Origin of the sequence: Chromatium okenii, assembly GCF_016583745.1 — a bacterium.
In the GTDB taxonomy this organism is placed as follows: domain Bacteria; phylum Pseudomonadota; class Gammaproteobacteria; order Chromatiales; family Chromatiaceae; genus Chromatium; species Chromatium okenii.
The window spans coordinates 1-25,364 of sequence record NZ_NRRQ01000026.1 but is presented as its reverse complement, the minus strand read 5'-3'; the positions used below and the strand labels follow the sequence as shown (position 1 = coordinate 25,364).

The window sequence follows — 25,364 nt, the reverse complement described above, 5'->3', positions numbered from 1 at the left end:
CGATCAATATCACCGCGCCCGCCCGCTCAACCCATGTGCATTCCGCCATTCACATGCAAGGTCTCGCCCGTGATATACGCCGCCGCCGCTGACGCCAAAAACACCACCGCGCCAGCAATTTCTTCCGGTTGTCCCAACCGCCCCAACGGAATCGAACCCAGCAACCCCTCGCGCTGCGCCTCCGGCAAAGCGCGGGTCATATCGGTATCAATAAAGCCCGGCGCAACGCAATTCACCGTAATTGCCCGCGAACCGACCTCCCGCGCCAGCGCCTTGGTAAAACCGATCATGCCCGCTTTCGCCGCCGCATAATTGGTCTGACCGGCGTTGCCCGTCGCGCCAATCACCGACGTGATGTTGATAATCCGCCCTTTCCGCGCCTTGGTCATCCCGCGCAGACAGGCTTTTGATAACCGATAAACCGACGTGAGATTGGTATCAATCACCGCATCCCACTCATCATTTTTCATCCGCATCAATAAGTTATCACGAGTAATGCCCGCGTTATTGACCAGAATCGTAGGCGCACCAAACTGCGCAGTCATCTGCGCGAGCAGCGCATCCACCGACGCCTGCTCGCCAACATTCAGCACCAGCCCGCCGCCGATATAACCCGCATCGCTCAACGCCTGCGTAATTCCCGCAGCACCAGCATCTGTCGTCGCCGTGCCCACCACCGTCGCACCTTGCGCTGCCAGCGCCAGCAACAGCGCCCGCCCGATGCCCCGCGACGCGCCCGTCACCAATGCAATTTCACCGTTCAACATGAGCCATCATCTCCAGCGCCACATCCAGCGTCTTCGGATCGAAGACCGGCAGCGTCGTCAAGTTGTCATCAATGCGTTTACACAAACCCGTCAACACCTTACCGGGACCGCATTCCAGCGCCAGCGTCACGCCCTGCGCCGTCACCGCTCGCACCGTCTCCACCCAGCGCACCGGACGATACAACTGCTGCACCAGCAACTCGCGCAGCGCGTTCACGTCGGCAGCGGCAGTCACGCTGACATTGTGCAACACCGGCACCGTCGGCAGCGTCAGCGGCACTGCGGCCAGCCGCTCGGCTAACCGCTCGGCTGCCGGACGCATCAGATCGCAATGCGATGGCACACTCACCGGCAGCAGCATCGCCTTCTTCGCGCCAGCACCCTTGGCGGCTGCGACGGCACGATTCACTGCCGCCGTTGCGCCAGCAATCACGACCTGACCGATGGAATTGAAATTGACCGCTGCCAGTACCGCGCCTTGTGCCTGTTCTGCGCAGAGCGCGATCACCTGTTCATCGCTCAAACCCAGCACCGCCGCCATCGCACCCTCACCAGCCGGCACTGCTTCCTGCATGAATTGCGCTCGCTCGGCAGCCAAGCGCACCGCATCAGCAAAGGCTAACGCGCCCGCAGCAACCAGCGCCGAGTATTCGCCCAAACTGTGTCCCGCCATGAGCGCGACGGGTTGCGCGGTCTGCGCTTGCCACACCCGCCACACCGCCACACCCGCCGTCAACATCACCGGCTGCGTGTTTGCGGTTTGGTCGATCTCCTCTTTGGAGCCTTGAGTGACGAGGTGCCACAGATTCCGACTCAGCGCATCAGACGCCTCTTCAAAGGTGTGCTGCACACTGGGATAAACGGCGGCGAGGGCATCAAGCATTCCGACGGTTTGCGAGCCTTGCCCGGGGAAAAAAATTGCAGGTGGGTGAGCCATGAACAATGTGCTGTCTGTATAAAAATCAAAAAGTTAATAACGGAGCAACACCGAGCCCCAAGTAAAGCCGCCGCCAAATGCTTCCATTAACACCGTCTGACCGCGCTGAATGCGCCCATCGCGCACCGCTTGATCGAACGCCAGCGGAATCGATGCCGACGACGTATTGCCGTGTTCAGCGACGGTGATGATCACGCGCTCCAGCGGCAAATCCAGCTTGCGGGCAGTGGCTTGAATGATGCGGATATTGGCCTGATGCGGAATCAGCCAATCAATGTCGTCGCGGGTCAAGCCGTTAGCTTCCAGTGTTTCCTCCACAATCCGCCCCAGCGTGGTGACGGCGATCCGAAACACCTCGTTGCCCTTCATTTCCATAAACGCAGCTTCGGGACGACCGTTGCCGTGCCCGCCGGGAATTTGCAGCAACTCTTTATAAGCACCGTCGGCGTGTAAATGGCTGGAAATAATGCCCGGCTCATCCGCCGCGCCGAGAACGACTGCGCCCGCGCCATCGCCGAATAACACGCAGGTGGTGCGATCCGTCCAATCCAGCACCCGTGAAATGGTTTCTGCGCCGACGACGAGAACGTGTTTTGCCGCGCCCGTGCGGATGAATTTATCCGCCACATCCAGCGCATACACGAAACCGGCGCACACGGCCTGCAAATCAAACGCCGCGCAGCCGTGAACATCAAGCCGTTGCTGCAATAAACAGGCGGTGCTAGGGAAAAACTGATCGGGCGTGGTGGTCGCCACCAGAATCAAATCAAGCTCAGTTGCCGCAATCCCCGCTGCATCCAACGCATTCCGCGCTGCCGCCTCAGCAAGATCGCAGCACGTCTCGGTGTCGCCAACGAGATGGCGCTTCTCAATGCCGGTGCGCTCCAGAATCCAACTGGCGCTGGTGTCAACAATCGACTCCAAATCCGCGTTAGTCATCACCCGCGATGGCAGATAGCTCCCCGTACCAAGCACCCGTGAATACTGCATCAGGCGATTTCCCTGTGTTGTGCGCTGCCGAGATGACGACCGACCTGCTCGCTGATGCGCTGCGGGATGTTGGCGCGGATTTCTTTTTCGGCAATATAAATGGCGTTTTCAAAGGCGAGCACGTCGGCACCGCCATGACTTTTAATCACGATGCCGCGCAGCCCGAGCAGGCTGGCGCCGTTGTAACGACGCGGGTCCATCGTGCGGCGAAAACTTTTGAGAATCGGCAGTGCCGCCAAACCTGCCAAGCGCGTCCACCACGTCCGTTTGAACTGCGCGGTGAGCGAATGGCGCACGAATTTGGCCACCCCTTCGCTGCATTTGAGCGCGACATTGCCGACAAATCCGTCGGACACGACCAGATCAAGATCGCTCAAAAAGATGCCGTCGCCTTCAACATAACCGATGTAATTCAAGCCGCTATGCGCCAGCAGTTCGTGCGCCTGCTTGACTTGATCGTTGCCCTTGATGTCTTCCTGTCCGATGTTGAGCAGCGCCACTCGCGGGCTGGCAATGCCATCAACTGCCGCCACCAATTCGCTGCCCATCACCGCAAACTGAAAGAGATGCTCGGCGGTGCAATCGACATTCGCGCCGAGATCAAGCATGTGGGTGTGTCCGTAAATCGACGGCACGGCCGTGATAATCGCCGGGCGATCCACATTCGGCAGCATTTTGAGGACGAAACGCGCCGTTGCCATCAGCGCCCCGGTGTTGCCGGCGCTGACGCAGGCATCCGCCACACCGTCTTTCACCAGATCAATGGCGACGCGCATCGAGGAATCTTTTTTATTGCGCAACGCTTTGGCAGGCGACTCATCCATCGCCACCGTTTGCGTTGCCGGATGCACGCGCAAACGCTCGTGAGTGACTGCGCCGAGATGGGGCGCGATCTGCTCCGGTTGACCGACCAGAATCAAGGTGACGTGCGGATTGTCCGCATGAAACCGCAGCGCCGCTGGCACCACGACCTGCGGGCCGTGATCGCCGCCCATCACATCTAAAGCGATGGTGCAGGGCGGCGCGGCGGGGGTGTTGTCGTGACGAGAACGCATTAAATGCACAATGCCGCTACGACTGGATTGACTCACTCAACTGCTTCCGCAGCCTTATCAATCACCTTGCGCCCGCGATAAAAACCATCAGCAGTGATGTGATGACGGCGATGGGTTTCGCCGCTGGTCGGATCAACCGACAACGTGGGCTTGGTGAGCGCATCGTGAGCGCGGCGCATTCCGCGTTTGGACGGGGTTTTACGATTCTGTTGGACGGCCATTTGAGTTCTCCGCGCAGCGCATTGAAGTGGTGAATGCCAATAAAAATGCGTGCATAACGTGTATTAAAAAAACAGGATTTAACATCCTGTTACGGCACCGCGATCAGTATTCTCTGCATCGCGCATTTCATTCAGTATCATCAGGTGTTGGCTTGGATTTGAGCGTGCGCAAAATAGCAAACGGATTGGGTGCGAGTTGCGCGGGTTCCGGTATTTTTTCTGCAAGTGGCGAATGATGAATTGCGGCTGCGATGGGCGGTTGGCAATCACCATCTTGATGACGCGCAACAATTGGCAGTGCCAATAACAATTCATCTTCAATCACTAACAACGGTTCCACTACATCATCATTAACCAACAACGGTTCCAGCGCGGTGGGCAAGGCTTCAGCGGCAGCTTCCGTTTTTACTAATGCCAATTGCACCGGCACATCAATTGCAACGTCAACCACTCCAAAACAGCGTTGGCATTGCAGCGGCAATTGCGTTTGAATGCGTCCCGTGAGCAGAAATCGCCCTTGACTATCACGCGCGAATTGCAATTGATATTGCACAACGCGGGCACAAGCGGCAGAGCTGACAATGACGTCGCTTAATCGCGCAAACGCACTGAGCGCCACTTCACCAGTCAATAAAAGACCGCTGCGTGCCGCTCGCCAAGGATCAAGAGATTCGGGTAATCCGGTTGACATAAGCGCGTAAATCTAACCGATTGGCAGCGATTACGTCAATTGCTGTTACTGTCATCTTCACGATAATGAGACCATTGAGTTTGCAATTCACTTCTGGCTGCACCATGACCGACTCAACCCGCATCGCCTGTTTTTTCTCCACCTCCGGTCACAGCGGCGTTGATCGCGCTGCCGCCCATCTCATTCCCGCCTTGGCAGGGCGCGGCTATCAGGTCGACGTGCTCAAGGTGCGCCAGCATGGCCCGTATTTGCGCGAACCGTTGCCGCCGCGAGTGCGCGTGATCGATCTCGGCGTCAGCCACACTTATGCCAGCGTGCCGGCGCTCGTGCGTTATCTGCGGCGCGAGCGTCCCGTTGTGCTGTTGTCGGATAAAGATCGCGTCAATCGCACGGCGTTGTTGGCGCGAACGTTGGCGCGAGTGCCGACGCGGTTGGTGTTCAGTTCGGGCACGACAATTTCGATTGATCTCGCCACGCGGGGCGCGGTGGAACGCTGGATGCAGCGGGCGTCGATGGGACGGCTGTATCCGTTGGCAGATCAAGTGATTGTGACCAGCGCCGGCGTCGCTGACGACATGGCGCATTACACCGGGCTGGCGCGAGAACGCATCCGCGTGGTGCCCTCGCCGGTGATTCCAGCGGAGCTGTTCACGACCACGCTGCCGCGTCCGCCGCATCCTTGGTTGGGGCAGCCAGACTGGCCGCTGATTCTCAGCGCCGGTGAACTCTGTCATCGCAAAGGATTTGACACGCTGCTTGACGCTTTCGCCCGCCTGCGAGCGCAGCGCCAATGTCGGTTGATGATTGTCGGACGCGGCGCAGCGCGAGAACGGTTGCTGGCGCAGGCAGCGGCGTTGGGCGTCGCCGCCGAGGTGGTATTGCCGGGCTTTGTCGCCGAGCTGTACGCCTACATGGCACATGCCGACGTGTTTGCATTTGCCTCACGCTGGGAAGGTTTGGGCTTTGTTTTGATTGAAGCATTAGCCGTCGGCACGCCGGTCGTCTCAACCGATTGTCCGAGCGGCCCCCGCGAGATTTTGGCAGATGGGCGTTATGGACGGCTGGTGCCGGTGAACGATGCGCCGGCGCTGGCGGACGCGCTGTTGGCAACGCTGGCGCAGCCGTTGCCAAAGCAAGAATTACAATTAGCGGCGCGACCGTATGACATTGAAATCAGCACGACTGCGTATTTAGCGGCGCTGGGTTTGCCGCCATTTCAACCGCATTAAACGTCATTGTCATTTAACGTTAATTCCTGCTGCGTTTCCTCAATCACGAATTCCGATTTTTTTAATACATCGCGCACATGCGGCAGATCAAATCGTTGCTTTTGTTCCAGCATTGCGCGAATGGTCACGATTTGAATACATGGATAATCACGGCGCAACAAAGGATGATGATAAATGCCAGACATCAACGCTTCTTCAACCATATCTTTCGTTGGTTCATTCAGCGTAATTAAAAACGCCATCACCGCTTTTTCACGCGCTTGATCGCCTTTTAATTTCGCAATATCGCCGCGTCCCACCTTGCCAGATTTCACCTGAAAAACGACCTTTTCACTGCTATTGCTTCCAGTCGCAGTATAAGCAACGCCATCAATTCCCTTATCTGCGCCTTTCTTTTCATTGATCGCAGCTTGATTATTGGTGTAGGTCAACACCGCCCACTTCTCAAACTCTTTGCGCAAGCGATCATCTTTTTTGAGCGCCAACGCCTGCGCGGATGCCATATCTTTGGGAATGCCAGATAATATGATTGCGTTCGCAACTTCAGCGCCAAACTTTTCTGTCATGCGCTTGAGAATCACCGCAATACTTTGATAAGTAATATCAATCCCAATCCATTGCCGGTTTAAGCGTTGCGCAACCGCAATGGTCGTGCCGCAGCCGCAATACGCATCCAACACCACATCGCCCTCATTGCTGCTGGCTTGAATAATGCGCTCCAATAACGCTTCGGGCTTTTGCGTGGGATAACCGAGGCGTTCTTTAGATTGAGCTTGAATTGAAGATATATCACCCCAGTCATCACAAATGGAAACACCGCTCATTTCATCCAAATAGCGTTTATATCTAGGCACAGCTCCTTTTTTACTCTGAATGATTCTTCCATCTTTTAACAACTGCTCCATTTTTTCCTTGTTATATCGCCAAAATCTAGTGACTCCCATAAACTCATAACTTGGATGACCACGACTCCCAGCACCCGGAGCTGCAAGATTATCAAGTGCATATCGACGTCCATCTGCATCTTGGTGTTTATAAAACTTCTCTAAATAATCATCACTATATTCTGTGAATTGTTGATTAAAAGTTCTTTTCAAGTTCGCGTTTTTAGCATAGGTAAAAATAACATCTCTCACTCTACCCCAATTTTGCGCACCTTGTTTGTAGTCGTTCTTCGTATTTGTCCTTCGCCAACTAATCTCGTTCACATAATCCCCACCACGCGGACAAAACACGCTATCCAACACCAATTTAAGATAATGCGATGCGGTGGGATCGCAATGCAAATAAAAGCTGCCGGTGGGTTTTAACACGCGCTGAATCTCATTCACCCGCTGCGTCATGCTGAGTAAATAAGACATCAATCCGCCCGCACCCAACACGGCATAAAGTCCTTTTATCAACTCAACTGTTTGCGTCGTATAGCGCCCGTTGTCATTGCCGATGATTTCACGCAAGGCTTGCTCGGCCAGCAAATTCCATGTCCAAGTATCAATAAACGCCTGCGCTTGCGCCTGATCTTCTGTGCCGACATTGGTATAAATCTGGAAATAATTGCGTTTAGAATTAAACGGTGGGTCGATATAACACAAATCAACGCTGTCTCGTGCAATTTTGTTGCGCAATACTTCCAGATTATCGCCATAATACAGTTCGTTCATTGTTAAGACTCACTCTAGCGTGATAGGTGGCAAGCGATTGATTGCGTTGTCAATTGGCGATAAAACCGTTGTTTTTAGTGCCAACTGACAACTTTTTTGCAATTGTGCCACGCTTAAGGTGGTTAGTAAACGCAAAATTCAACTGAGGAAAAATTGGAAGCCGAAATAACCATTATTTCATAATCGCCTTTAGCGGTAGTGCGATAGTGAATTTCATTGTTGCCAACGGATTCTCCCGCAATTTGTCCGGTCGGTCCGGTGACATAGACATCCAGTTGATTGCTGTTGCTGGTGTTACGCGAGATGAACGTTTGATCGCGCCCTAAACGCAATACAAACTGCTTTCCGCCGGCAAAGTTACCGCTGTAGCTTCCACAATAACTGCCTTTAGCAAACTGAATACGGGTTGCGTTACCAGCAATCGCTGTAGCCGCCAGCATGATGCTGGTGACAATGAAAAAGCTGTACAGAAAGAGTTGTTTACGATTCATGTGAAACTCCTGTGTGGATCAAGCTGATTAGCAATGAGCTGTAAATTCTAAATGTTGACTGCGAATAAACAGCATAAACATCAATTTAGTTGTAGTTAGCAATTATCGGTGACAACGCTGTTTTTTACTGACAACTAAACGTCTTTTCTGTAGCGCCACCATTAAAAAATGGCAGCGCCGATCCTGAAAACTTAACGAAACCGCCGTAAATAAAGCCACTCAAAAAAGCGTTTTAATAAGTGAAACACCCGCAGCGACGGTAAGACCAGATTGTAATTCTCAGTACGCGCCACCAGCATTCCGCTGTCATTTGTATCCACGATACAAATCAATTCCACCTTAAATGTTGCTTTGGGTTCACGTCCAGCAAATTCCGCCGCCAAGTTTTTCGCCGCTGCCCGTGCCTGTAAATCCGCCATGTGCGCCTGCTTTGGCATCCAATCCGGTCCCGGAAAACTGCCAGCATCACCGGCGATATACACGCGCTCCAAACCCGGGACACGGCATTGGGCATCTCCTTGAATTAAACCACCCGCCGAGCGCGGCAATTCCGTATTATCAAACCATGTATTGCCGGTCAAGCCGGGCATAAAGACAATCAATTCCGCTTCAAATTCTCCGCCTTCTGTAATCACGGCACGGGGGGAAAAACTTTTGAGTTTATGCCCCAGATGCGTGGTGATATTACGGCGCTTCATTTCCGCTAAAATGCCCGTTACCGCTTTGGGCCCCAACCGATTGCCGGGACGCTCTGCCGGCGTAAAAAACGTCAGATGAAATTGCTCGCGCCGTTGCTCTTTGCGCAACTGGCTATCCAGCCCGAATAAAAACTCAAAGATCGGTCCGCCGCGCATCGAACTGGGTTCATTCGGATTGCTCGCAAAACCCATCGCAATATGTCCGCCTTCCATCGTGCGTACCCGCTCCCGAATTGCTTCGGCAGCAGCAATCCCTTCACAAGGCGTAATCGCGTGTTCAATGCCGGGTAACTTCTTTATAAATCGCCCACCGCTGGCGATGATTAACCCGTCATTGCGAATCTCGCCCGCTGTCGTTTTCAAAAAGCGGCCGTCAGCACTTAAACCAGTTGCTTCTGCTGCCACATGTTTAACGCGCATTCGGGCAAAAAATGCGGTTAAATCAATCCGCAAATCGTCACCGGTGCGCAAGCGACATGGAATCCAAATCAAACCCGGAGAATAAATAAACTCTGGCTTTTGACTCACAACGGTGATCTCACAATTCAATTTGCGCTGTTGCCGCAAAGTTTGAATGGCGGTGAGCGCAGCAAAACCGGCTCCAACAATGGTGATTTGTTTCATCTCTCACTCCTTAATAAAGATCAGTGTTGACCTGCTCAATGCGCAGGTCGGTTCTTGACTATCAATACAATCACGCGCAGTTCAATCACTTCAACAGCAATAACACGCTGATTCCGCTTTGCGCAGAATAACGCGAGTTTATACGGCACTTTTGAGAGGATTTTCCCAATTGAGAATTGCACCGCAGCCCGGCGTTTCATACACATCAATCCGATCTAATTGCGGCAACTGTGTCCCGCAGCGTTCCCGCAGCCATTGCGCCAGCAGTCCGGGATCCGCCGTTGGCAGGTGCGGCAATTCATCAAGGCGCTGGTGGTCAAGCTGTTGATAAATTGGCATAAATAACGCTTTCACGTCGCCATAATCAACCGTCCAGCCGCGCACGGTGTCCAGCGGGGCGCTGAGGTGCAGCCGCAACAGATAACTGTGCCCGTGCAGGCGGCGGCGCGGCTCGTCGGGCGGTGCGGCTGCAAATTGCACTGCACTTTCAAAGCGTTGCGCTTTCCAAATCCGAAACCGTTGCCCGTCGTAATGACAGCCCGCCGTCGCCGTTTCATGCACCGTCACCCGCGTCAGCGCCGCCAGTTGCGGGTGCAGCCGTTGCCACAGCCACTGCGCCAGCAGTTCGCTGGTCGGATTTTCCAAACCCGGGATGTCGTTGAGACAACGGTGCGCGAGGGCGGCGTGGCAAGGCTGCCAGAGCGCATCAAGCGGTTCAAAAGTCACCGCTGATGGCGGCGCGATAGCGTGAAGAACGACCTCAAAACTGTGCCCGTGCATTCGCCCGCACGGATGCCCCGGCGGTACCTGCGGCAGCCGATGTGCGGCTTCAAAACGAAAGCGTCGCCACAGTTGCACCACTCCCGCAGCCGTCACCACTGCGCCTTGCTCCGGCGTGCTGCGCACCGCGACCGCCGCTGCTGGCAACGCCAACTGCGTTTGCAGCCACTGCGCCAGCGCCGCATCGCTCGGTTCTGGCAGCAGCGTGTTGAGATCGCGGTAATCCAGCGCGGCAACGCCGGCAGTCACGGCGGCAGTCAATTGTCCCGTCGCCGCTCCCGCAAAATCCGCCCAATCTGGCGGCAGTTGCGCCCGCACTTGCGCAGAAAAGCCGTGTCCGTGCAGGCGCTGGCTGGGATGGTTTGATGGCACAGTGGTTAAGCGGCGGGCGGCTTGAAAGGGCGCGGTGGCGACATACAACAGTTGTGCGGTCATGGCGCACTCCGCGCCAGCGCCGTCAGTAGCGGATCGGCAACGCCCACTTCGGCAAATCCTTTGGCGCGGAGCAGGCAGGAATCGCACTGACCGCACGGACGCCCGCTCGCATCAGGGTCATAACAACTGCACGTCACGCTGTAATCCACGCCCAACTCCAGCCCGCGCCGGATGATGTCAGCCTTGGTCAAATGCAGCAGCGGCGCGTGAATGCGGAAGTGCGCTCGTCCCTCGACCGCTGCCGCTGTCGCCAAATTCGCCAACTGTTCAAACGCTGCCAGATACGCGGGGCGACAGTCGGGATAACCGGAATAATCCAGCGCATTCACGCCGATAAAGATCGCCTCCGCGCCGAGCACTTCTGCCCACGCCAGCGCAAACGATAAAAAGACGGTGTTCCGCGCTGGCACATAGGTGATCGGGATGCCGCTGCTCATCGCCGCTGCATCGCGTCCTTTTGGCACTGCCAATTCCGCCGTCAACGCTGAGCCGCCGAAGCGGCGTAAATCAATGTCGGCGATGACGTGTTCTGCCACTCCCGCTGCGGCTGCGACTCGCGCTGCGGCTTCCAATTCGACGACGTGACGCTGGCCGTAGCGAAACGACAGCGCATAGGGCGTGAATCCTGCTGCGGCTGCCAGCGCCAGCGTGGTGGCTGAATCTAGCCCGCCGCTCAACAGCACGACGGCGCTGGTCTGTTGTCCGGGTTGCCTTTGCTCCACAATTGAATCCTTCTTAACTAGATGAAATAACGTTGAAAAATTGAGGTGACACGCTGTGATTTATGTTTGGGATCTTCCCACCCGTGTAAGCCATTGGCTGCTAGTCGTGCTGGTGAGCGCCGCAGTGTTCACCGGCCTGAGTGGCGGCAATTGGATGTTTTGGCATGGACGGCTGGGAGTGGCCATTTTAGGGCTGCTCACCTTCCGCCTGCTGTGGGGCGTGCTCGGTTCGACTTACGCCCGGTTTAGACAATTTGTGCCGACGCTCACGACGCTACGCGCTTATCTGCGCGGCAACTGGCATGGCGTTGGTCACAATCCGCTCGGCGCATTATCGGTGCTGGCGCTGCTGACGGTGCTGCTGTGCCAAGCAGTGACGGGGCTATTCGCGGATGACGACATTGCATTTCAAGGGGCGCTGGCGGCGGTGGTGAGCGGGGAGATGAGCCAGTGGTTCACCGGGCTGCATCGGCAATGGTTCTGGCTGGTGGTGGGCGTTGTGGCGCTGCATCTCAGCGCGGTGCTGTTTTATAGCCTGATTCGTGGCGAAACGCTGATTAGGGCGATGCTGACGGGCAACAAAACCGTTACCGATCCGACGGCGACGGCAGCGAGCGGAGGTGGCTGGCTGGCGCTGGTGGTGGCGCTTGCTGGCGCGGCGATGGTGATGTGGCTGGCAGATGGCGGGCTGGTGCCGGTTGCCGCGCCAGTGCCAGCGAGTGCGGTGCCAAGCTGGTGAGCGGTTGTCACCAATAACGGACAACCAATAAAAAAGCCGCCCTAAACGGGGCGGCTTTCACTTACAAAATCAACACAATCAAACCATTATTGGTTCAATCGTCATCGTTGAGACGGAATTTCTCGTGACAAGATTTGCAGGCTTTGCCCACGTCACCAAACGCCGTTTGCACTGCTGCCTTGTCTCCTTCGGCCGCCACTTCCGCCAAGTTATCAGCGGCAGCTAAAAACTCGTGCGCAATGCGCCCCACTTCTTCAGCATTCTCCGGCTTGAACAGCTCCGGCTTGACGCGGGTTTTATGTCCACCAGCCGCTTTATCCGTGCCCGGTCCGTACAACGCACCCATGCCGGAATTGGCGACAGCGGCGATGGCGTTGGCAGCCTTAATCACCTGCTCTTGGTTGAAATCGCCCTGCAAGTTGTCTTTGATCTTGCCCATATTCCACGCCATAAAGCTGTAACCGGCTTGGCGATATTCAATCTGGTCGCCCGGCTTGAGTTCAGCAGACGCAGGGCTGGCAAGTGCGGCGGCGATCACGCCGATGGCAGTACTGGCAATCAGTCGATTCATTCTAAAAGTGCTCCTTTTGGTGATGGTTCAGAATTCGTGGCTCGCAGCATCTGCCGCGAGTCGCACAAGATTAGGCGAAACACGGGGCGCATCAAAGTGACCTGCTGCCAAAATTTTCCAAGTGGCTATGCTAATTTGCAACGGCAACTGGCACCCTTTTTTCTCAAATCACCGCGGACGGCATGATGAACAAGGCGCTTGCCCTCGTCGTCGATGACGAGACCGACATTCTTGATCTGCTCAAGATCACGCTCAAACGCATGGACATTCAGGCGCTCACTGCGACCAGCCTCACCGAAGCGCGAGCGCAGTTGGAGCGCAATCGCTTTGATCTGTGCCTCACCGATATGAACCTCAGCGATGGCTCCGGTCTTGATCTCATTCGCCACATCAGCGAGCACTATCCGCAATTGCCGGTAGCGATGATTACCGCGCACGGCAGCATGGATTCGGCGGTGGAGGCGATGAAAGCGGGCGCGTTTGATTTCGTCGCCAAGCCAGTTGATTTGCAATTGCTGCGGCGCTTGGTGCAGTCGGCACTGAAGTTGCGCGGGCGCGACGGCACCATCACGGCAGAGATGCAACTGTTGGGCAATTCGGCGGCGATGGAGCAGATTCGGCGCTTGATTCTCAAGCTGGCGCGGCATCAAGCGCCGGTGTTCATCACCGGCGAAAGTGGCACCGGTAAAGAATTGGCAGCGCGGCTGATTCACGCGCAAGGCTCGCGCAGCGAGGGGCAATTTGTCGCCGTCAATTGCGGCGCGATTCCACAGGAATTGGTGGAAAGTGAATTGTTTGGACACAAAAAAGGCAGCTTCACCGGCGCAGTGAGCGATAAAGAAGGACTGTTTCAAGCTGCGGAAGGTGGGACGTTATTTTTGGATGAAGTGGCGGATTTACCGCTGCTCGCGCAGGTCAAGTTATTGCGGGCGATTCAGGAAAAGCGGGTGCGCCCAATTGGAACGCAGCGCGAAATTGCGGTAGATGTGCGAATTATTAGCGCCAGCCATCGCAATTTAGATATTGAAGTCGCTGAAGGGCGATTTCGCCAAGATTTGTTTTATCGCATCAATGTGATTGAATTACGGATGCCGGCGCTGCGCGAGCGTCCCGAAGATATTCCGCAATTAGCCGCGCAAATTGTGCAGCGTCTCGCGCCCGCTGCCGTGCAATTAACGCCATTGGCGCTGGCGGCGCTTCAGCAGTATTCATTTCCCGGCAATGTGCGCGAATTGGAAAACATTTTGGAGCGGGCGCTGGCGCTGGGTGATGGCAATATGATTGATGTCGATGATTTATATTTGAAAACTGCGCCGTTAAATCCCCAGCTTTTGACAAATCCACCTAACCGCCCGATCTCAAATCCCCCCAACCCCCCTTTTCCAAAGGGGGGCTTTGATGTGCCTTTTGCAACGGGGGGCGATGTAGAAGACTCTTGTTCAAATTCAAACAGAGAAGATGAAGCGTTTCCTTTAGAAAAGTCGCATCAAAGCCCCCCTTTGGAAAAGGGGGGTTGGGGGGATTTATCAATCGGCAGTTGGGTTGATTCAGCAACAGAGTTTCCCGTTGAACAAGAAACATCTGAAAATCCTCATTTAGAAAAAGGCGCAGCAGATAAGCCCCCCGTTGAAACAGTCACCTCAAAGCCCCCCTTTGAAAAAGGGGGGTTGGGGGGATTTGAAAAAGCATTTGATTTCCCCGCCGTCGCCCGCGCTCTCAATATCAGCGAACGCTCGCTGCGCTGGCGTTTAATGGCGCTGGATTTAATTCCGCGCCCTCCTCCGCTCGCTGCACCCCGCGCATCCGCCAATAAAAAGAAATAGCTGTCATGTCCGAACCTGATCCTTTTGTCGCTTGGATGCGCCAAGCCACGCCGTACATTCACGCCCATCGCGGCTGCACCTTCGTCATCGCTTTTGGCGGCGAGGCGGTCGCCGATGCGCAATTTCCCAGCCTCGTTCACGACATCGCCCTGCTGCACGGCTGCGGCATTCGGCTGGTGTTGGTTCACGGAGCGCGGCCGCAAATTGAGGAGCGGCTGGCGCAGCACGGGGCGCAACTGCGCTACGTCAACGGGCTGCGCGTCACCGACGCCACCGCGCTGCGCTGCGTCAAAGAAGCCGCCGGCACCGTGCGGGTGGAGATCGAAGCGTTGCTGTCGCTCGGTCTCGCCAACTCACCGATGGCGGGTGTTCATATTCCGGTCGTGTCTGGCAACGTCGTGACAGCGCGACCGCTCGGCGTGATTGATGGCGTCGATTACGGGCACACCGGCGCGGTGCGGCGCGTGAATCAGCAGATGCTGCGGGCGCTGCTCGACCAAGGCGCAGTCGCGCTGATGCCGCCGTTGGGTTATTCGCCGACCGGCGAGGTGTTCAATCTCAGCGCAGCCGATGTTGCCCGCAGCGCAGCGGTGGCGCTGGAAGCCGATAAATTGATCTTTTTATTGGAAAATATCGCCGCCACCAGCACGCCGCAGGTGCTGGCGCGAGATGTGGAGGCGGTGATCAGCGCGACGCCGGACTTGCACCCGGAAGTGAGCGCCTGTCTACGCGCTGGCGCAGATGCCTGTCAGCATGGCGTGCGACGGGTGCATCTGGTGGCGCGACAGCAGCCGGGGGCGCTGCTGCGCGAATTGTTCACCCGCGACGGCAGCGGCACCCTGATTTCCGCCGAGCCGTATGAACCGCTGCGCCCGGCGCGAATTGAGGACGTGACTGGCATTTTGGCGTTGCTGCGCCCGCTGGAGGAACGCGGCGTATTGGTGCGGCGCGAGCGCGAGCGGTTAGAAACTGAGATTGAGCGTTTTGTGCTCACTGAGCGCGATGGTTTGATTACTTCGTGCGCGGCGCTGTACGACTATCCCGCTGATAGCATGGCGGAATTAGCGTGTTTAGTGGTGCATCCTGATTATCGCGGCAATCAGCGCGGCGAGCGGTTATTGGAACATTTAGCGCAGCAAGCGCGAGCGCGAAACATTAAGCAGTTATTTGTATTAACGACGCAGACGGCGCATTGGTTTCAAGAGCGCGGATTTCAAGCGGCTGAACTCAATGCGCTGCCAATGGCAAAACAGGCGCTGTATAACTTTCAACGGCGCTCTAAAGTATTTATGAAACCGTTGTAAATTTTACTGATTATTTGAAGGATTAACGTGATTTATCTGCGCAACTTTTTCTATTTCATTGCCCTCGCGCTCGCGTTCCTCACCGCGCCAGCCGCCGCTGAATTGCCCACTGTCGCCAAGCTCACCAGCAGCCTCAATGAAGTGCAGGCGGCAACCAATCTGGATGAGGCGCTCAAAACCAGCGTGCTGGAGCACTACCGGCGGGCGCTGTCCAATTTAGAGGCGGCGACCGCTTTTGATGCCAAGGCTGCCGCGTTTACCGCCGCACTCAAAACCGCGCCGCCAGCGACCGCTACGCTTTTGAAACAATTGAAAAATGCGCCGCCCAGTGCGGTTGAAAGCGGTTTAGATCAGCTTGCCAGTGCTGAAATCACGCAGCGGTTGAGCAAGGTGTTGGCGGAGGTGGCGTTGGCGGAAACGCAGATGACGGAGTTGGAGCAGCGGCTCAATGCCAACATTGAACGTCCAGCAACGGCGCGGGCGCGTTTAAGTGAATTAAAACAAAAACTTGAAGCAGAAAATACGCCCGCGCCAGCGTCGCAGGAAGCAACGGAGTTGGCGCTGGCACGGCGGCAGGCGGCACTGACGCAGCGCGAAGCGTGGTGGGCGGAAACGCGAATGCTGGAGCAAGAACTGCTCAGTCAGGCGGTGCGGGAAGCGTTGGAGCGAGCGCAGCGCGATCAGGTGGCGCAAACGTTACAGGGTTTGAAACTGCGCCAGCAGGCGTTGGAAGAACAGCATAATCAACGGCGCAGTGCGGAAGTGGCGGCCGCGCAGCGGGCTTCGGAACAGGCGCAGCGACGGGCAGAAGATCAGCATCCGCTGGTGCAGGCGTTCACTTCGGAAAATGCTCAGATCGTCGCTTCCGGGGCGCAGTTGGCAGAACAGCTCAATGGCTTGACGGCGGAATTGACGGCGCTGGAGAGCGAGCGCAAACGCATTGAAGCCGATTTTCGCAGCTCTAAACAACGGCTGGAGGTGGCCGGTTTGAGCCGGGCGCTGGGACAGATTTTGCTCGATCACCGCCAACAATTGCCAGACCTGCGGCAGTTGCGCACAACCATCGAGGAGCGTGAAAACGCGATTGCGGAAGCGACCTTGCGGCAAATCCGCTACCGCGAAGAAGAGCGGCAGTTGCGGCATCCTGATGACTATTTGGCGCAGCGGCTGGAGCGGGAACTGGACACGGTCGTCACGCCGCCCAGTGCAGTGGTGCGCCAACAGTTGACGACGGCGTTGGCGCAGCGCCAGCCGGTGTTGGCGCAGGCGCTGAAGGTGGAAGATGATTTTATTCGCCAACTCAGTGAGTTGAATTATGCCGCCGAGCAGGTGGTGCAGGTGACGACGGCGTATGACGATTTTTTAGCCGAGCGCCTGCTGTGGGTGCGCAGCGCCTCGATGCTCAATTGGCAGACGCTCACCGCGTTGCCAGCGGCGCTGGTGTGGCTCAGTTCGAGCGAAGGCTGGTGGAGCGTGGCGATGACGCTGTGGACGCAGCTACAGATTAACCCGCTGTTTTGGTTAGGGTTAATTGTCACAGCGGGATTATTTTGGCGACAACCCGCCGTGATTCGCGCCATGCGGCTTTGCGCGGAACCGGTGCGGCAAGCGCAGACGGATCGCGTGAGTTTTACCATGCAGGCATTGGGCTTGACGCTGTTGGCAGCACTCCCCGGCGCGTTGCTGCTGTGGGTGCTCGGTCAACAATTGCAGGCACCAGAAACCACTGGTTTTGCGCGAGCGGTGGGCATGGCGCTGACGGAAACCGCGTTGGGGCTGTATTACCTGCGGGCATTTCGCCTGATTTGCAGCAGCGGCGGCGTTGCCGAGCGCCATTTCCGCTGGCGCAGCGAAACCTTGAAACGGCTGCGGCGCGATGTTGACGGTTTTACGCTCTACATCATTCCGGTCGCGCTGCTGACGGTGATGGTCTTTCACGATAACGACGCCGAGCGCACCGCCAGCCTCGGACGGCTGCTGCTGGTGGCGAGCATGATCGGCTTTACGGTGCTGTTTGCGCGGTTGCTGCACCCGCGCCGTGGCGTGTTGACGCCGATCTTGGTCGCAGCGCCGCACGGCTGGCTCAATCGCCTGCGCTATCTGTGGTTTCCCGCCAGCATCGCGCTGCCGCTGTTATTGGCAGGGCTGGCGCTGGTCGGTTACGGCTACACCGCCAAAATTCTATTTCAATCATTGGTTTATCAAATATGGCTGGCGCTGGCGCTGCTCGTGATTCAACAATTGATCGTGCGCTGGCTGATGGTGACGCGCCGGCGCTTGGCGGTGCAGGCAGCGTTGGAACGGCAAGCAGCGCGGCAAGCCGACGACGAAGACCCGCTGCTGGACTTGCCAGAGCCAGATTTAGCCGCATTAGATGAACAGACGCGCCATTTAATTAACGCCGCAATTTTTTTTAGTGCCCTTGGTGGCATTTGGCTGACATGGTCAGAAGTATTACCGGCGCTGACTTTATTTAAGCAATTTGCTTTATGGTATTACAACGGCATCGTTGATGGACAAGCGCAATTAACAGCGGTCACGGTAGCAGATGCCGGACTGGTCGCAGTGATTTTGTTAATTGCGATTATCGCCGCGAAAAATCTACCCGCGTTATTAGAAATTCTGTTGCTGCAAAGTCATTCCGTATCGGCGGGTGAGCGTTATGCAATTAAAACCTTAGTGCGTTATGCCATCGTCGCCCTTGCCTTCATCTTTGCATTTAGCGCGATGGGGTTTAGTTGGTCGCAAGTGCAATGGCTGGCCGCAGCATTAAGCGTAGGAATTGGCTTTGGTTTACAAGAAATCGTCGCCAATTTTATCAGCGGCTTGATTATTTTATTTGAACGTCCGGTGCGGGTTGGCGATATTGTCACGATTGGCGATACATCAGGCGTGGTCACAAACATTCAAATCCGCGCCACCACCATTCGCAACTGGGATCGCCAAGAACTGTTAGTGCCGAATAAAGAATTTCTAACCGAACGCTTATTAAACTGGACGCTCACCGATCAACAAAACCGCATCAGCATTCCGATTGGGCTTGAATATGGCAGCGACACGCGACTGGCATTGCAAGTCTTAAAAGAGATTGCCCAAGCGCATGAGCGCGTCTTAACGGAACCGGAACCGATTGTGAGTTTTGATAGTTTTGCTGACAGCGCCCTCATGCTTATTCTGCGCTGTTATTTAGATACGATTGAAGGGCGCATTGATGTCGTGACTGAGCTGCACCAAGCAATTTATGACCGCTTTAGCGAACACGGGTTAATGATGGCATTTCCGCAGCGCGAAGTGCATTTATCTACGCGGCAGCCGTTGGCAGTGCGGTTACAGCAGGAATAAAGTTTGCGTCATTAAGCGTGACGCCGCTGAAAAAAAGTTGTCAGTTAGCGGTAACAACACTGCTGTTTACTGACAACTGACAACGCAATCAATAACCGGCAACTGCGTCAATCTCACCGACGACTCGAAGGACTCCGTCATGTCGCTACCGCTCACCCGTATCGAAATCAGTAAAGACTATCTCAACTTTAGTGCCGGTCATTTCACTATTTTTTCCGCTACGCAACGCGAAAACTTACACGGGCATAATTTCCAAGTCCGCGCTGCCGTGACGACTAGCATTGGCAGCGATGGTTTAACCTTTGACTACATTTTGTTAAAAAAGACATTAAAACGCTTGTGCGATGAATTGGATGAACGGGTGCTATTGCCGCAGCACTCGCCGCATTTACGTTTAGAACAGCAACCGGCGCAAGTGATCGCACATTTCGCCACCGAACACATTCCTTTTCTAAACCGCGATGTCTTGTTGCTGCCGGTGCGCAACGTCACCATTGAAGAATTAGCAGCATTATTACTGACACGATTACAAGCACATCCTGATTTAATTGATCGGGATATACGCGAGATTGAAGTTGGCGTCTCATCTGGTTTGGGACAATGGGCAGTGTCTTCTTGGAAATTAACATGAATGTATTGATGATCACTGGTGCCAGTTCTGGCATTGGATTAGCGATTGCGCAACGGTTTAGCAATAACGGCTGGCGCGTGATCAATATCTCCCGCCGCAGTTGTCCGGTGGCGGCAGTCAATTTAAGCTGTGATTTAACGCAGCCCGACGCGCTATTTGCGCATCACGACGCCTTAACGAACGCTTTAACAACTGCCACAAAAATTTGTTTAGTCCACAATGCAGCAGTGATGCACCTGCATCGTATTGACCAATTGCCCAGCGCCGATTTACGCAGCGTTTTAGAATTAAACATCATTGCTGCGAATCAACTCAATCAGATTGTGATTCCGTTGCTCCCGCCAACATCCAGTGTGATTTATATTGGTTCAACCTTGGCAGAAAAAGCTGTGCCCGGCGTCGCCAGTTATGTGATTGCAAAACATGCGCTGGTAGGAATGATGCGAGCTACTTGTCAAGATTTTGCTGGACGCGGCATTCATACCTGTATGATTTGCCCCGGCTTCACCAATACGCCACAATTACATGCTGTGATTGGCGATAATGCTGACATGCTGACCGGAATTAAAGCATTATCAGCATTTGAACGCCTAATTGAACCGGAGGAAATTGCCGCTACTGTTGCCTTTGCAGCAACAGCACCAGTATTAAATGGCGCAGTGATTCATGCCAATTTAGGACAACGGGAGCGATAAATGGTGAGAATAAAAACCCGTTGAACATTATATTTGCTTCAATCCTAACTGCGATAGTTCTATTCCCTGCAACGTCTTGATAGATTGATGATAAGCCTATGAGTATCAAAGAATATCGTACTGCAACCGAAGCGCGTGGTGGTTTGTTAGTCGTTAAAAATACGCCTAATGTGGCGTTTGGCGACCGCGTCCAAATTGAAGATCACGCTGGTAACTTCCGTAATGGACAGGTGATTCGCGCTGCCGATAACGAGGTATTAATCCTCGTCTTTGAAGGCACCGATGATATTGATTTAGAAAGCACTTGGATTCGCTTTCTTGATGAACCCGTAGAAATTGCACTGTCGCCAGAAATTTTAGGGCGCGAGTTTAACGGTTTAGGTGTGCCGCGTGATGGACGTCCGCCGGTATTATCGAGTTTGCGCCGTCCGGTGAGTGGTGCAGCAATTAATCCCGCAGCGCGAACATATCCGCGTGAATTTATTCAAACCGGTATTTCGACAATTGATGGTTTGAATAGTTTGGTGCGCGGACAAAAATTACCGATCTTTTCCGGTTCTGGTTTACCGCACAATCGCCTTGCCGCGCAAATTGTGCGACAAGCAAAATTAGTCGATCAAGAATCGAGCTTTTCCATTGTCTTTGCGGCAATGGGCGTGTCTTATGCTGATGCCAAATTTTTCCGCGATGAATTTGCCAGTTCTGGAGTGCTGCGCAATGTGGTGATGTTTGTCAATTTAGCTGATGATCCGCCAGTGGAACGCTTGACTTTACCGCGCACTGCATTAACCGCCGCCGAATATCTCGCTTATGATTTAGATCGGCATGTGCTTGTCGTTTTAACGGATATGACCAATTATGCCGAAGCCTTGCGCGAAGTAGCGACTGCAAAAGGTGATGTGCCAGCGCGTAAAGGTTATCCGGGATATTTGTATTCAGATTTAGCCGAGATTTATGAACGCTGCGGTCGTATTCATCAGCGGCACGGTTCAATTACGATGATGCCGGTGGTTTCTATGCCTTCGGATGATATTACCCATCCGATTCCTGATCTCACGGGTTATATCACGGAAGGGCAGATTGTCTTATCGCGGGAATTGCACAATCAAGGCATTTATCCGCCGGTGCATATTTCACCAAGTTTATCGCGGTTAATGAAAGACGGCATTGGCAAAGATGATACGCGTGAAGATCATCCGCGAGTGGCGGCACAATTATATGCGCTTTATGCACGAGCGCAGGAAACCCGCAATCTGGCGTCGATTATTGGCGCTGATGAGTTATCAGAACGGGATCGGCGTTATCTCAGTTTTGCAGATGCGTTTGATACGAAGTTTGTTGGGCAAGGTGAATCTGAAGATCGTTCGATTGAAGGCACGTTAAATCTGGCGTGGGAATTGATGAGCCAATTCCCCCGCGATACCTTGACGCGCATGAAAGAAACGGATTTAGCGAAGTATTATCGGGAAACCGAGTAACGTAAATCTCTCAACCCCCTTTTTTCAAAGGGGGGTTTTGACTGCTCTGTTAATAAAGGTGACATCATGTTAATTATTGATCACGATACCGAACAACGTTTATATCAAATTGCGCAACAAACAGGATTAAATGCGCAAAGTATTGTGCAGGAAGCATTGACAAATTATATTGAAGATATGCAAGACAGTTTGCTGGCACAACAAGCCTTAAATGAAATTGCAACCGGAGCAGCTCCACTCACTTTGGATGAATTAGATGCTTACTTGGACAGTTGCCATTAACGGAGCATTTTATGCCGCTGTCTTGGAATGAAATCAACGCACGGGCGCTGCAATTTTCGCAGAATTGGGCAACCGAAGGTGCTGAAGATGCCGAAGGAAAATCATTTCTTGATGATTTCTTTGCGGTGTTTGGCGTATCGCGGCGGCGCGTTGCCAGTTTTGAAGTGCGGGTGAATAAAGCTGGCGGGCGCTGCGGTTTTATTGATTTATTGTGGCAAGGCGTGTTACTCGTTGAACAAAAATCACGCGGCAAAAGTTTAACGCGGGCGTATGAACAAGCCATTGATTATTTTGCGGGCTTAAAAGACTGTGATTTACCGCGTTATATTTTAGTCTGCAATTTTTCCCACTTCCGTTTATACGATCTTGAAATTGACACACAGCACGAGTTCGTTTTAAGCGAGCTGTATCAAAACGTGCATCTCTTTGGGTTTATTGCCGGTTATAAAACCACCGCTTATCAGGAACAAGACCCGGTTAATATCCGCGCTGCGGAAGCAATGGGCAAACTGCACAACGCGATGCAAGCCATTGGTTATACCGGCGCTGAAGTTGAACGCTATTTGATGCGGTTGGTGTTTTGTTTATTTGCAGATGCTACCACCATTTTTGAAGTGGGGCAGTTTCGTGATTTGATTGCCAATCGCACCGCCGAAGATGGGCATGATCTCGCGCAATGGCTGGATCATTTATTTCAAGTGTTGAATACGCCAGAACACCAACGCTTAATCACTTTAGATCAACAACTCGCAGCATTTCCTTATATCAACGGGCAGTTATTTTCTCAACGTTTGCCAACCGCCGCCTTTAATAGCGCAATGCGTGAGCAGTTATTAGCGTGCTGTCGGTTGAATTGGCGCGACATTTCGCCCGCAATTTTTGGCGCGTTATTTCAAGCGGTAAAAAGTAAAGCGCAGCGTCGCGCTGCGGGTGAACATTACACCAGTGAAGACAACATTTTGAAGTTGATTAACCCGTTATTTTTAGATGATTTGAAAGCTGAATTAGCGCAAATCGGCAAGCGCAAACAAAAGTTATTTGAATTTCAAGAAAAGCTGGCGGCGCTCACCTTTCTTGATCCCGCTTGCGGCTGCGGCAACTTTTTAGTGGTCGCATATCGGGAATTGCGGTTGTTAGAATTGGAAGTCTTAAAACGGTTATTTAGTCAGAAACAAACGTTGGCAATTGGTGTCGGTGAATTTAATGTGTTATGTAATGTGCAGCAGTTTTATGGAATTGAAATAGAAGAATTTCCCGCTCATATTGCCCAAACCGCGCTGTGGTTGACCGATCATCAAATGAATATGGAAGTGTCGAAAGTGTTGGGCGTGTATTACAAGCGCATTCCTTTAACCCAAACGCCGCAGATTCGTCATGGCAATGCGCTACAAATAGATTGGCGCGAGTTCATTCAGCCCAGTCAGTTAAACTTTATTTTGGGTAATCCGCCATTTGTGGGCAAAAATTATCAAACCGCACAGCAGAAACAAGATGTGGTGGCTATTTTCAGCGATGTAAAAGGTGTTGGCAATTTAGATTACGTCACGGCATGGTTTCGGAAAGCCACCGATTATATGGCGGACAATCACGCCATTAAAACTGCATTTGTCTCCACCAATTCAATCACACAAGGTGAACAAGTTGGCGTGTTGTGGGGCGATTTATTGCGGCGCGGGGTAAAAATTCATTTTGCTTATCGTACTTTTTCATGGACGAATGAAGCTAAAGGTCAAGCGGCAGTGCATTGTGTGATTGTGGGTTTTGCGCTGCATGATAAAGAAAATAAACAGTTGTTTGATGCCAATCACGGGCAAGTGCAATCCGTTGCAACGGTTAAAAATATCAATCCGTATTTAATCGCTGCGCCCGATGTCGTGTTAATGACCCGTTCTAAACCATTGTGCGCAGTGCCGCCAATGATAAACGGCAGTAAACCCACTGATGGCGGCAATTTATTATTATCGCCGCTTGAAAAAGATGCGTTGTTAGCGAAAGAACCCGCCGCCGCACAATATCTGCGCCGTTTTGTTGGTGCAGAAGAATTTATTAACGGCATTGAACGCTGGTGTTTATGGTTAGTTGATTGTCCGCCAAGCGCATTACGCGCTATGCCAACGGTAATGCGCCGAGTTGATTCAGTGCGAGAAATGCGGGCTGCCAGCAAAAAAGTTCCAACTCAAGCCCTTGCCGAATATCCCACGTTATTCGGTGAAATCCGCCAGCCGCAGCAGAATTATTTATTGATTCCCCGCGTATCTTCAGAAAATCGCACTTATATTCCTATTGATTATATGAAAAGTGAAGTGATTTGCGGTGATGTTAATTTAATGATTCTCGATGCCACGCTGTATCATTTTGGCGTGTTATCTTCTGTCATGCACATGGCATGGACTCGCGCTGTTGCAGGGCGTCTTGGAACTAGCTATCGCTATTCAGCCGGTATTGTTTACAATAACTTTCCGTGGCTGGACAAACCGACTGATAAACAGCGCCAAGCCATCGAAAGTGCTGCGCAAATAGTATTAGATGCGCGAGCAAAATTTCCCGCTCAATCGTTTGCTGATTTATATGATGTGTTGGCAATGCCGCTGGAATTGAAAAAAGCGCATCAAAGTTTAGATCGGGTGGTAGATAAAGCCTATTCTGCTGCAAAGTTAAATAATGAGCAGGAGCGGGTAGCGTTGTTGTTTAGTCTTTATCAACAGTTGACGACACCGCTGGTCGTTGAAACCGCGCCCACAATCAAACGTTCGCGCTCGCGTTCAATCACCACAAACACCTAAAATCTATTCACAATTTGAATTGATATGATGAGCATTTCATCATATATTTGCAATTATTGCGCTGCCGCATTTATTTACAGCGACCACTTGCAGCACAGCTATGAGTTAATTTATTACCGCGTATTTTATTTGCAGTGCCTTAACGGAGCATTTTATGCCGCTGTCTTGGAATGAAATCAACGCACGGGCGCTGCAATTTTCGCAGAATTGGGCAACTGAAGATGCCGAAGGAAAATCATTTCTTGATGATTTCTTTGCGGTGTTTGGCGTATCGCGGCGGCGCGTTGGCAGTTTTGAAGTGCGGGTGAATAAAGCTGGCGGGCGCTGCGGTTTTATTGATTTATTGTGGCAAGGCGTGTTACTCGTTGAACAAAAATCACGCGGCAAAAGTTTAACGCGGGCGTATGAACAAGCC

The 25,364-nt window shown here is 53.4% G+C and carries 22 protein-coding genes and 1 pseudogene; 11 read left to right on the top strand and 12 right to left on the bottom strand.

Annotated elements, in window-relative coordinates; translation table 11 throughout:
- Positions 1–26: 26 nt before the first annotated feature.
- The 6 genes from fabG to CKO12_RS10400 all read right to left on the bottom strand — a co-directional run bounded on the left by fabG (position 27) and on the right by CKO12_RS10400 (position 4,661).
- Positions 27–767 carry a 3-oxoacyl-ACP reductase FabG gene (fabG, locus tag CKO12_RS10425; RefSeq protein WP_200154683.1) on the bottom strand — a complete coding sequence of 247 codons (741 nt, stop codon included), beginning with the start codon at positions 765–767 and terminating at the stop codon, positions 27–29.
- Positions 754–1,704, bottom strand: coding sequence for an ACP S-malonyltransferase (gene fabD / locus CKO12_RS10420; protein WP_200154682.1), 951 nt, complete (start codon positions 1,702–1,704; stop codon positions 754–756). The genes fabG and fabD overlap by 14 nt, the downstream gene beginning before the upstream one ends.
- A gap of 33 nt (positions 1,705–1,737) precedes the next feature.
- A complete protein-coding gene (locus CKO12_RS10415; protein ID WP_200154681.1) occupies positions 1,738–2,694 on the bottom strand; it encodes a beta-ketoacyl-ACP synthase III in 957 nt (318 codons plus the stop codon).
- Entirely contained in the window at positions 2,694–3,749 is a 1,056-nt protein-coding gene (plsX, locus tag CKO12_RS10410; RefSeq protein ID WP_200154705.1) for a phosphate acyltransferase PlsX, read from the bottom strand. The genes CKO12_RS10415 and plsX overlap by 1 nt, the downstream gene beginning before the upstream one ends.
- A 32-nt stretch (positions 3,750–3,781) precedes the next feature.
- Positions 3,782–3,970 (bottom strand): 50S ribosomal protein L32, encoded by a 189-nt coding sequence (gene rpmF, locus CKO12_RS10405; protein WP_200154680.1) that lies wholly within the window; start codon positions 3,968–3,970, stop codon positions 3,782–3,784.
- A 127-nt stretch (positions 3,971–4,097) separates the two neighbouring features.
- Positions 4,098–4,661 carry a YceD family protein gene (locus tag CKO12_RS10400; RefSeq protein ID WP_200154679.1) on the bottom strand — a complete coding sequence of 188 codons (564 nt, stop codon included), beginning with the start codon at positions 4,659–4,661 and terminating at the stop codon, positions 4,098–4,100.
- Positions 4,662–4,765: 104 nt separating this feature from the next.
- Between CKO12_RS10400 and CKO12_RS10395 the strand changes: the two genes are divergently transcribed.
- On the top strand, positions 4,766–5,890 hold the full coding sequence (locus CKO12_RS10395) for a glycosyltransferase (protein ID WP_200154678.1): 1,125 nt from the start codon (positions 4,766–4,768) through the stop codon (positions 5,888–5,890).
- Here the strand turns inward: CKO12_RS10395 and CKO12_RS10390 are convergent.
- From CKO12_RS10390 to queC, 5 genes are all read right to left on the bottom strand, one after another.
- Positions 5,887–7,551, bottom strand: coding sequence for a DNA methyltransferase (locus tag CKO12_RS10390; protein ID WP_200154677.1), 1,665 nt, complete (start codon positions 7,549–7,551; stop codon positions 5,887–5,889). The two genes, CKO12_RS10395 and CKO12_RS10390, sit on opposite strands and share 4 nt — an antisense overlap.
- A 122-nt stretch (positions 7,552–7,673) precedes the next feature.
- Positions 7,674–8,042 carry a hypothetical protein gene (locus CKO12_RS10385; RefSeq protein WP_200154676.1) on the bottom strand — a complete coding sequence of 123 codons (369 nt, stop codon included), beginning with the start codon at positions 8,040–8,042 and terminating at the stop codon, positions 7,674–7,676.
- A 191-nt stretch (positions 8,043–8,233) separates the two neighbouring features.
- Positions 8,234–9,364, bottom strand: a complete 1,131-nt coding sequence (locus CKO12_RS10380) for an NAD(P)/FAD-dependent oxidoreductase (protein ID WP_200154675.1) — start codon at positions 9,362–9,364, stop codon at positions 8,234–8,236.
- Positions 9,365–9,502: 138 nt separating this feature from the next.
- Positions 9,503–10,579 carry a 6-carboxytetrahydropterin synthase gene (locus tag CKO12_RS15510; protein ID WP_200154674.1) on the bottom strand — a complete coding sequence of 359 codons (1,077 nt, stop codon included), beginning with the start codon at positions 10,577–10,579 and terminating at the stop codon, positions 9,503–9,505.
- Positions 10,576–11,301: a 7-cyano-7-deazaguanine synthase QueC gene (queC, locus tag CKO12_RS10370; RefSeq protein ID WP_200154673.1), complete on the bottom strand. Its 726-nt coding sequence runs from the start codon at positions 11,299–11,301 to the stop codon at positions 10,576–10,578. The genes CKO12_RS15510 and queC overlap by 4 nt, the downstream gene beginning before the upstream one ends.
- A 55-nt stretch (positions 11,302–11,356) precedes the next feature.
- On the opposite strand from queC, the gene CKO12_RS10365 reads away from it, so the two are divergent.
- Complete coding sequence (locus tag CKO12_RS10365; protein ID WP_200154672.1) at positions 11,357–12,040, top strand: cytochrome b/b6 domain-containing protein; 684 nt, start codon at positions 11,357–11,359, stop codon at positions 12,038–12,040.
- A gap of 94 nt (positions 12,041–12,134) precedes the next feature.
- Here the strand turns inward: CKO12_RS10365 and CKO12_RS10360 are convergent, their stop codons facing one another.
- Positions 12,135–12,611: a c-type cytochrome gene (locus tag CKO12_RS10360; RefSeq protein WP_200154671.1), complete on the bottom strand. Its 477-nt coding sequence runs from the start codon at positions 12,609–12,611 to the stop codon at positions 12,135–12,137.
- 185 nt (positions 12,612–12,796) lie between these two features.
- Between CKO12_RS10360 and CKO12_RS10355 the strand changes: the two are divergent.
- The 9 genes and pseudogenes from CKO12_RS10355 to CKO12_RS10315 form a co-directional block, all read left to right on the top strand.
- Positions 12,797–14,038, top strand: a pseudogene (locus CKO12_RS10355) (sigma-54-dependent transcriptional regulator); the annotation flags it as partial.
- Positions 14,039–14,439: 401 nt separating this feature from the next.
- Positions 14,440–15,738: an amino-acid N-acetyltransferase gene (gene argA, locus CKO12_RS10350; protein WP_200154669.1), complete on the top strand. Its 1,299-nt coding sequence runs from the start codon at positions 14,440–14,442 to the stop codon at positions 15,736–15,738.
- 27 nt (positions 15,739–15,765) lie between these two features.
- Positions 15,766–19,080: a mechanosensitive ion channel domain-containing protein gene (locus CKO12_RS10345; RefSeq protein WP_338032736.1), complete on the top strand. Its 3,315-nt coding sequence runs from the start codon at positions 15,766–15,768 to the stop codon at positions 19,078–19,080.
- Between the two features lie 139 nt (positions 19,081–19,219).
- On the top strand, positions 19,220–19,711 hold the full coding sequence (locus CKO12_RS10340) for a 6-pyruvoyl trahydropterin synthase family protein (RefSeq protein ID WP_200154668.1): 492 nt from the start codon (positions 19,220–19,222) through the stop codon (positions 19,709–19,711).
- Entirely contained in the window at positions 19,708–20,406 is a 699-nt protein-coding gene (locus tag CKO12_RS10335) for an SDR family NAD(P)-dependent oxidoreductase (RefSeq protein ID WP_200154667.1), read from the top strand. The genes CKO12_RS10340 and CKO12_RS10335 overlap by 4 nt, the downstream gene beginning before the upstream one ends.
- A 98-nt stretch (positions 20,407–20,504) precedes the next feature.
- Entirely contained in the window at positions 20,505–21,884 is a 1,380-nt protein-coding gene (locus CKO12_RS10330) for a V-type ATP synthase subunit B (protein WP_200154666.1), read from the top strand.
- 66 nt (positions 21,885–21,950) lie between these two features.
- The gene (relB, locus tag CKO12_RS10325; protein ID WP_200154665.1) at positions 21,951–22,166 is read left to right on the top strand and encodes a type II toxin-antitoxin system RelB family antitoxin; all 216 of its coding nucleotides are present in this window, start codon (positions 21,951–21,953) and stop codon (positions 22,164–22,166) included.
- 11 nt (positions 22,167–22,177) lie between these two features.
- Entirely contained in the window at positions 22,178–24,949 is a 2,772-nt protein-coding gene (locus tag CKO12_RS10320) for a DNA methyltransferase (RefSeq protein WP_200154664.1), read from the top strand.
- Between the two features lie 154 nt (positions 24,950–25,103).
- Positions 25,104–25,364 (top strand): type IIL restriction-modification enzyme MmeI (locus tag CKO12_RS10315; RefSeq protein WP_200154663.1); only part of this gene is annotated, 261 nt, incomplete at its 3' end.

Bases quoted from the DNA above. Each gene is read 5' to 3' on its own strand.
- fabG (WP_200154683.1), bottom strand. From the start codon at position 767: ATGTTGAACGGTGAAATTGCATTGGTGACGGGCGCGTCGCGGGGCATC.
- fabD (WP_200154682.1), bottom strand. From the start codon at position 1,704: ATGGCTCACCCACCTGCAATTTTTTTCCCCGGGCAAGGCTCGCAAACC.
- CKO12_RS10415 (WP_200154681.1), bottom strand. From the start codon at position 2,694: ATGCAGTATTCACGGGTGCTTGGTACGGGGAGCTATCTGCCATCGCGG.
- plsX (WP_200154705.1), bottom strand. From the start codon at position 3,749: ATGCGTTCTCGTCACGACAACACCCCCGCCGCGCCGCCCTGCACCATC.
- rpmF (WP_200154680.1), bottom strand. From the start codon at position 3,970: ATGGCCGTCCAACAGAATCGTAAAACCCCGTCCAAACGCGGAATGCGC.
- CKO12_RS10400 (WP_200154679.1), bottom strand. From the start codon at position 4,661: ATGTCAACCGGATTACCCGAATCTCTTGATCCTTGGCGAGCGGCACGC.
- CKO12_RS10395 (WP_200154678.1), top strand. From the start codon at position 4,766: ATGACCGACTCAACCCGCATCGCCTGTTTTTTCTCCACCTCCGGTCAC.
- CKO12_RS10390 (WP_200154677.1), bottom strand. From the start codon at position 7,551: ATGAACGAACTGTATTATGGCGATAATCTGGAAGTATTGCGCAACAAA.
- CKO12_RS10385 (WP_200154676.1), bottom strand. From the start codon at position 8,042: ATGAATCGTAAACAACTCTTTCTGTACAGCTTTTTCATTGTCACCAGC.
- CKO12_RS10380 (WP_200154675.1), bottom strand. From the start codon at position 9,364: ATGAAACAAATCACCATTGTTGGAGCCGGTTTTGCTGCGCTCACCGCC.
- CKO12_RS15510 (WP_200154674.1), bottom strand. From the start codon at position 10,579: ATGACCGCACAACTGTTGTATGTCGCCACCGCGCCCTTTCAAGCCGCC.
- CKO12_RS10360 (WP_200154671.1), bottom strand. From the start codon at position 12,611: ATGAATCGACTGATTGCCAGTACTGCCATCGGCGTGATCGCCGCCGCA.
- argA (WP_200154669.1), top strand. From the start codon at position 14,440: ATGTCCGAACCTGATCCTTTTGTCGCTTGGATGCGCCAAGCCACGCCG.
- CKO12_RS10340 (WP_200154668.1), top strand. From the start codon at position 19,220: ATGTCGCTACCGCTCACCCGTATCGAAATCAGTAAAGACTATCTCAAC.
- CKO12_RS10335 (WP_200154667.1), top strand. From the start codon at position 19,708: ATGAATGTATTGATGATCACTGGTGCCAGTTCTGGCATTGGATTAGCG.
- CKO12_RS10330 (WP_200154666.1), top strand. From the start codon at position 20,505: ATGAGTATCAAAGAATATCGTACTGCAACCGAAGCGCGTGGTGGTTTG.
- relB (WP_200154665.1), top strand. From the start codon at position 21,951: ATGTTAATTATTGATCACGATACCGAACAACGTTTATATCAAATTGCG.
- CKO12_RS10320 (WP_200154664.1), top strand. From the start codon at position 22,178: ATGCCGCTGTCTTGGAATGAAATCAACGCACGGGCGCTGCAATTTTCG.